The sequence below is a fragment of the Paraburkholderia sp. EG304 genome, from assembly GCF_046543485.1.
Taxonomy (GTDB): domain Bacteria; phylum Pseudomonadota; class Gammaproteobacteria; order Burkholderiales; family Burkholderiaceae; genus Paraburkholderia; species Paraburkholderia youngii.
In genome coordinates this window covers 1-7319 of sequence record NZ_JBKGUA010000126.1, presented here as the reverse complement: position 1 = coordinate 7319, position 7319 = coordinate 1, and the positions used below count along the sequence as shown (strand labels likewise).

The 7319-nt window shown below is 61.0% G+C and carries 3 protein-coding genes; all 3 read right to left on the bottom strand.

Annotated elements, in window-relative coordinates:
- Window positions 1-667: 667 nt before the first annotated feature.
- Window positions 668-3061: a filamentous hemagglutinin N-terminal domain-containing protein gene (locus tag ACLFKU_RS42010; protein ID WP_410853167.1), complete on the bottom strand. Its 2394-nt coding sequence runs from the start codon at window positions 3059-3061 to the stop codon at window positions 668-670.
- 904 nt (window positions 3062-3965) lie between these two features.
- Window positions 3966-6290 carry a hypothetical protein gene (locus ACLFKU_RS42005; RefSeq protein ID WP_410853166.1) on the bottom strand — a complete coding sequence of 775 codons (2325 nt, stop codon included), beginning with the start codon at window positions 6288-6290 and terminating at the stop codon, window positions 3966-3968.
- A gap of 413 nt (window positions 6291-6703) precedes the next feature.
- Complete coding sequence (locus tag ACLFKU_RS42000) at window positions 6704-6979, bottom strand: BON domain-containing protein (RefSeq protein WP_410853168.1); 276 nt, start codon at window positions 6977-6979, stop codon at window positions 6704-6706.
- Window positions 6980-7319: the final 340 nt, after the last annotated feature.

Genomic DNA, 7319 nt, shown 5'->3' with positions numbered 1-7319 from the left:
AAACCCGCACCTTCGTCAGCTTCCATCGCCAGCGTCTGCTGCTTCATCCTGTTCTGCCTTCCTTATCCACTCCGCTCTATAACGCTCCGAGTAGCTATGCGGTGGACTTGATCAGCAATGCCTTAGGCGTTGGACAGAAGTGCTGGATCAGCAGAGGCGACCCTATAAGGTCGTCGATCCGATCTCGCATCGATGTGTTTCGCGGAACTATGCGGTTTGGTGATGAGGAGTGCGCAAGTCGTCGTCATTCATCAATTCCTTAGCATCAGCGATACGGGTATCAAGGATACTCAGCAGGCGATGAGCGCGGCATCACCTGATGTCGCGATGAACGCTATATTGACGGCTGCTGCGTACGGCGAAGCGGGCGCTCACGGTGGAATCGTGGATGGCTGAACCTGGCCGAACCCGGTCCGACGTCGAACCGGCAACGTAATGCGCCCGTGATCGGTCGACATCGGGCAGCAGCCGACCCCATTGCCGACAGTCGGGTCTTCGCGGTCCCAACAGCAGGTATCAGAGTAAAACGGCCAACCGCACCTTCAACTATGAACTCGTCTTCGGTCCGTCACCAATCAACAGTCATTGCGGCGGCTGGTGGTTGACCCATTGCCGCCACAATGCGACAGGATGACTGTTCACTGACGATTGTGGATAACAGGCGGTCTCATTGTGCCAGTTGCCACTGCAATATCGGATGCGTCGCTCCCGCGGGCATCGCCCAAACGCCGCCTGGGCTAAAGTCGTATGTAGGACCAAAGCTGGATGGCGTGCTCATCTGCATAGTAGTCAAGCCTTGAGCGTTACCCAGGTTCGCGCCCAGGATCGTGGTGCGGACGCCGACTGGCGCGCCTGTCGTTTGCGTATCCCAGTAGACATCGTTGGTGATGGTCCCCGGGGAAGACGCGATGTAATTTGCGTTGTAATCCGCGATGCCGCCCGGCCCCCCTGCAGGTCCGGATGGCTGGTCAATCTTGCCGGTTGCGAACGACTGACTGATCGTGCCTGAAGTCCCGCCAACTAGCCCACCCCCGCACGCATTGACGGTGTCACATTGCGGCTGCACATGAACTGTTCCAGTCGCATAAGACTCTGTGATAACGCCAAAATTGTAGCCGGCCAGACCGCCCGCTCCTTGGAGATGGGTCGAGGTGACATCGCCCGATGCGAACGATTGCCGGATTACGCCGAAGCTGTTGGTTCCGACCAGGCCTCCCGTCGCGGAATCAGATGAAACGTCGGCGGTGCTTGAGGAACGCGTGATCGTGCCGTCGAAGTTCAAGCCCACAAGTCCTCCAGTTGAAAGACGGCCGATTGAAGTAACACTGCCGCTTGAATGCACGGATGCGATCGTGCCGTCGTTCCTGTCTGCGAGAAAGCCCGCCCAGGCGTCAGACTTGGGCAAGTTGGCAGTGCCCTGAATGTTGAGGTTCCGAACGACGCCCGAGTACCCGATCTCCCCGAAAAGCGATTCAGATAACCAAAGATTCGAAATCGTGTGTCCCATGCCATCAAACTGGCCCGAGAACGAAGCCACGGTCGGACTGAATTCGCCGGGCGGAGGCGTCGCGTCGATGTCCCTGCCGAGCGCGTAGTTGCCCGAGGGGTTGAGTCCAACTGCGCCCAGCTGTGAGACGGTATTCACCAGCGCATAGACGGTAACTTGCGTCACCAGACCACTGTCTGGAGCGGCAGACCATGTGCTGTTTGAGAGGATGTTTCCGGGTAAGTATCCACCGGTTATGCCATGCAATGCACTCACGATGCCCGTGCTGCGCGACCAGTCAATCGTGCCGGTGTTGATGACGCTGCCGCCGTTGTCAATTCCCGACGCGTCCGCGCGCAACGTCAGGTTGCCCGCACCGGAGTTCGCGATGGTCGTAGCCGTCGCTACCGAGACGTCGTGGTACGCGGCGAGCGTGAGCGAAGCCGGACCGCTCCAGTTCAGACTCGAAGCAACGCCCAGGTCGCCCGTTGCGCCGTTGGCGCCCGTCGTTCTGATATCGACCGAGGTGCCCGCGTTCAGGCTGCGTTGCAACGCATGCGCGGCGGCATCATCGATCGTGAAAGCAGGCGTTGAGAGATTCCACTGACCTGCATCGACCACCGCGTGCTTGCCGAAGGTCGGTTGTGCCGCCTGTGTATCGACCGTTCCGCCGCTGCCGTCCGCGTTGCTTGCGGCGATCTTGCCGAGTTGATCGACACGGCCGCTGTCGGCAACGAGCCAGACGTGTCCGTCTCGGCTGGCCGTGCCGGTTGCGCGGATGCGCGCACCGCCGCCTGCGAGCGCATATACGTTGCCGTCGGCGGCCTGCAGGCTGATCTGCGCAGCCGTTATCCGCCCCTTGTTGACGACCGTGCCTTGGCTGCCCGTTTGCACGAACACCTGCCTGCTGCTGCCCGAATCCCGCAGGAGTACCTGTTCGCCTGCGGCCAGTTCCGCCGTGCCGTTGGGCGCGGAGACGGCGCCCGCATTGGTCACCGCGCCCCGCGCGATCAGGAACACATCGCCGCCGCTGGAGCTGATCCTACCGAGGTTGATGACACTTGCATCGGAGTCGCCCGAGAGCGTCAGCGCGCCGCTGGCTTGCATGAAGGCGTCATTGCAGACATCCAGAGTGGACGCGACGAAACGTCCGCCCGTTGTGATTACGCCCGATGACCCCACGACGATGCCCTGCGGATTGATCACATAGAGGCTTCCCGTCGCACTGAGGCTGCCCAGAATGGCCGAAGGTGTGCCGCCCGTCACCCGGTTCAGCGTCGCGCCCGAACCGTTGTCGAACGTCACGCTGTTGTGCCTGCCGATCGAGAAATTGTTCCAGTCAATCACGCCGCGCGTCGAACCCGGTTGCGTGATCAAGAGACCATTCCCCTGGCTGGCTATCGTGCCCGCGCCGGCGACGTAGGTCCCGCCTTGTGGAAGCATACCCGCTGCGAACACCAGGGGTGTCAGGGACAGTCCAATCAGCGAAACGCCGACGGCGAGCCAGACGTATCCGCGCGATTGCTGTCGACGCAGTGCGCGTCGCGCGGGCCGAAGTAGTCCTGGATGTGACATACAGCCCCCTTTCCGGCGTGTGTAGGGAATGGCTGCCGACGACCCGCAGAGCCGGCCGGAAACGCGTGAGTCGCTGCGTCTGAAGAATAGCCGTTAGCATCGCTGGGGCACGTCAATATCTCAGCGTTTTGCGCCTTCGCGTGGAACTTTCATGCCCGTTCGTAGTGCGGCGCGTGTTATCACACGCTTACTATTCCGACAACAACCAACCGAAGGCCAGTGACCGTTTGCAGTGCGGAGCCGACGTCTGAACGTCCGTCTGACGGTCAAGGCGAAGGACGCTTGTTGGCCGCGTGCCGCCATGAGAAGCGCGGGTGAGACGCCCCTCGCAGACGTCAGATGCGATTAGACAGGATAGGAAAATGTTGAGAGCTGGATAGACGGCTGAATCTGCAAACGGAATCCGTATGGTGGCGCGTCCGCGCAATCGTAGCGCCCGTTGAACAAGTTCGCGGCTGAAAATTCAATGTGCGTACGGCAATCGTCTCGCACGACCCGTGCCCCCGGACAATCCAACAAATTGAGCCGTACTAGCGGCTCTGCTGCTCCTGCATAATTGATCAAAAGTTCCACGTCACAGCTAAGTGGCCATATTGTTAGACTCAGGACCACCGGTGTCCGGGAGACAACGTACCGATACGAAATTCCGTACTCTTCCTCGATCGGCACCACATTAAGAACCTCCAGAAAATCCAGCGGTTCCCATGAAAAATTCGGCATAGCTCATCCGGGTTGATTTGATATCGGCGCTGACGAATTTAAAGTCTACGCGTTCGTTCTTCACGTTGATTTCGAACAAGCTCATGGATTGTTGACGATCTGATCAACATTGTCGAATGGCCGAATTTGGCCGCGTCGAGGCAGGTGAAGACGACAGGTTCAGTCATGCGTGGTGTCATCGCCCTTATCGCCCTTTGTTGCGCGCCTTGGCATCACGTTTCTTAGGTTCCTTGTCCGCTTGCCTGGCATGAGCGCGAACCAGTTCCAGGATGGCGCTGCCGGTCATGACATGGCTGTCGTTGCGCTGGAATAGGGTCACTTTGGCGGGCGCGTCGAGATCGAAGTTTTCTGGCATCCTGACCGACAGCTTCAGGCGCAAAATCTGCCCCGGCTCGATCGCAAAGCCGACTCCAGCCACCCGATGGGTCAGGTTCCAATGCTTGCCGGCAAGCTTGGCGCCATGCAGGTGGGTCTTGTCAGGTACAGCCGGTTTCTCTCCCTTCCTGGGCGGAAGCAGTTCGAGAATCATCGGCACGCCGTCGAGCCGGCCGTCCTTGTGGACGATAACCTCGACGAGCCTTGCATGACTGTACGGACTACCTACGATGAAGGGCAACTCGATCAGGCTCTCGGCCTTGGCGAAGACATGGGCATATGAGAGGTTGCGCTGACAGACGTTGTTGTCGCCCCAGAAGTAGCTACCGTAATCGCAGGTACCGGGCGAGACCAGCACCGGCGCCCCATTGAGCCCGCCTGCGGAGTCATTGTTGTTGCCACGCGCCTCGGCCAGCAGGCAGGGGTGCCACGTGCCCTCCTGAGGAATTTGCACGGCCGGCCAGCGAATGGGACCGAAGATGCGCGTAGCGCCCACCGTCAGATTCTGCGGTGCGCTCTCACCCAGATACAGGTGCCTCTGCTGGACCGCCGCGGTCTGCCAGTCGCCCGGATACCAATCCTGCGGATAACGAAACTCTAGCCCTGGCAGCGCATCGAGCGCGGGATAGTTGCCCACGGTAACCGCGAGCGTGACGTTCTCCGCGGGATTGGGCCCCTGGTTGGTGATCTTGCCGTAGATGAAATGATCCGTCACACCGTCGCGCAACAGATCCTGATCGACCCAGACCGTATTGCCGTCCTGCTGCCGGCGTACGATCAGGTCCGGGGCCTCCCAATGATTGCCGGGTGACGGGACCGTTCCAGTGTCGCTCGAGGAGTCCCGGATGTAGACGTTCGCGGGACGGACCGCTACACGTGCCGTGAACATCTCCTGGGTTCCGGTGCGTGTATCCATCCAGAACGGGAAGAAGCCAAGCGGACTCGCCGCCAGACCGAAGTAATCACCGATGAAGGTGATGTTCGGATCGCCGTGCGCCCAAACGGCATCCACTGTCGGGTCCCATGGCATCTCCGTCACCGTCACCCGGTCCACGAAACTCGCCGCGTTGTCGGCGGACACGGTCAGGACCACGTCGATCAGCGGCGTCGTGCCGCCGCCCTTCGGCCCGAAGAGATAGAAATCGCAGCCCACGTCTCCGTTCGGCGTGCAGGCGAGTTGCGGCTGAAACTCGTGCTGATCCGGCGCGGAAACGGCGCTGCCGCTCAGCAACGGCATGCCGGAGCCGGTGCCGGCCTGCCAGCTGGCGCCACTATTGTTGGATCGCGCATAGTAGATGCGCGCGACGTTCTGTCGATAGTCGGCCCAGCCGACCACCAGGTCGGTCGCGTTGGCGCCGACACAGGCCGTCGCGACCGTGGGCGTTCGGAACGTCCCACCGGGTAGCTGGCCGGGCAACCCCGTGATTCCGCTCGCGACGGTGGCCGGGTTCGAGAACGAGTCCCCGCCATCGGTGGATTTGACAAACTGAATGTCGTTGCCAGCGATGAAGAAGATGTAGACGCTGCTGTCCGCGGCCACCACGACCTGAGGTCCGAAGGAGTCGGGGGCGAGCGAGGTTCCGACCGGGCTCGCACCGGTGCCGCGCCAGCTGGCGCCGTAGTCGATCGTGCGCCCGAACAGCATGCCACCCGGACCGTCCCAGGCGGCGTAGACGCGGCCGTGATAGGGGCTTGCGGGATTCGTATCGCCCGCGGCCGACTGCTTGTCATCGCCCTGCGCCGAGTGAATGAGGTTCGGCGCAGACCAGGTCAAACCACCGTCCGTCGACTTGTAGACCGCAATGGCCATCGGCTCCGGGCCCTGAAACGGCAGAGCAACGAGATACGCGCCGCCGACGTCGTCGAAGGCGACCGTCGGATCCGACACGCCGTCCCAACCCGCGAGCAGCCCGAGCGGCGCGGCCTCCTGCCACGATCGGCCCGCGTCGAATGTCGAATACGCGGCGAGTGAGAACGCATAGGTGTGGGGGTCGGTGAATCGTTTGGACGACCCGACCATGTTGTACGGATTGGTCGGATTGACTTCTAGCGTCGATTCGCTTCGGTCATTGCTGGGGCTGGCATCGCAGGTGACGCGGATGTTGTATCGTGGTCCGAGAATGAGCGGGAGCATGGTTCCTCCTGGGTAGTGCCATTGGCAGTAGCCCCTCTGCTCTCTTATCCACCTCGGGAAACAGCTTTGCGTCCGTGGTCGGCACTCGGAGACGGATTGGACTACGAATCTTCGTTGTTGTTAGCTCGAAGACGAACTGTCCCGGCTAGATTCACAGTTGCCCTCCTCAAATATTTCGATGACCCGGGCGACCCTGATAGGGAAGCGGTGTTCGGTAGGCATCGCGCATCGTGCGGGCGCACGTCTCGCGCTGGCGCGCCCATTCCCGACGCGGTCGTCTGCTTACGAGAGAGTCCAATGGCTGAAACGATTCGATAACGCCTGCTCGAAGTGCCCGGAAACGGCCATTCACAATAGGTCGAACTCGCTGAGGTACGAAGGACCGCAATGGCTTCATTTTTTCGAATCGCTGGCTAACGGCTGTTCCGCAAGGTCAACTGATTCGTCACCGATCTGACGCCGCGCACCGATCTTGCCGTGTTGCCGGCGAGCGCGATCTGCCTGTGCTCAGGCACCCATCCCGTCAGCGTCACGACGCCGAGGCGCGCCCTGACCCGAATCCCTGAAGCATCCAGGCGCGGTGTCCGCCTAAGGGCGCTGCGGACGTCACGACTCACGGCGCTGTCCGGCCTGTTCTGAAGCCGCGACGTCGAGTCCTCCACCCGCTGCGCTGTCGCGCCAGCACCCATGTTCTCACCCGTGTGCGCGCCAGCGTGGATCGAGCCACAACTTATGGGGACCATAACCAAGATCGCGCAGATTTTAACGCTCGCACCACTCACATTCATGCTCCCTTTCAGCAAGAGACGATCGACCCACAAGTCGGGTCTTCGTTTAGGTTCGTCGTTATCAGTGAATGACTCAAGGGGCTATGCCTTCTGCATGGAGCGAGGCGCGCGAGGGGTTTAGGCAGTATGACTTTCCGTGATGTGGTGGCTGGCCCGCCGTGAGAAACCAGACGCGGGTTAGCATTGCTGCCAGAGCCGCATGGTGTGCACGAGGGCGACACCCGGCGATTTCCAGCACGGA